Below are 472 nucleotides of genomic sequence, written 5' to 3'. Positions count from 1 at the left end.
GCGCGATTCATTGCCAACATTGGCAATTCAAAATCGACTCCTCTCTCATAGCGCTGTGATGAATCTGTATGTAAACCGAAGCGACGCGCACGACCAGCAATTGCAAGAGGGGCAAAGAATGCACTTTCAAGGAAAATATCTTGAGTATCATCTGTCACACTAGATTCAAGTCCTCCCATGATTCCTGCAATCGCCAAGACTTTAGCATCATCGGCAATCACCATAATCTCTGGATTTAACTCAACATCCTGTTCATTCAGTAGCATTAATTTTTCTTGAGGCTGCGCTTGACGCACCTGAATACCACCTTGCAATTTCGCCAAATCAAAGGCATGCATCGGTTGACCCAATTCCATCAATACATAGTTCGTAATATCCACCAAAATACTATGGGTACGAATACCAGAACGAGCTAGAGCTTGTTCCATCCATGCTGGAGTTGCAGCTTTTACATTGACATTTTTAACAACAC

The 472-nt window shown here is 43.0% G+C and carries 1 protein-coding gene; it reads right to left on the bottom strand.

Going from position 1 to position 472, the window contains the following annotated elements; all coding sequences use genetic code 11:
- Window positions 1-472: phenylalanine--tRNA ligase beta subunit-related protein (locus JR005_RS14775; protein WP_267460122.1), on the bottom strand; the 472-nt coding region annotated here is incomplete at both ends.

It is taken from the genome of Acinetobacter sp. Colony158 (genome assembly GCF_019264745.1).
GTDB classification, from domain to species: Bacteria; Pseudomonadota; Gammaproteobacteria; order Pseudomonadales; family Moraxellaceae; genus Acinetobacter; species Acinetobacter ursingii.
This window is presented reverse-complemented; position numbering and strand designations above follow the sequence as displayed.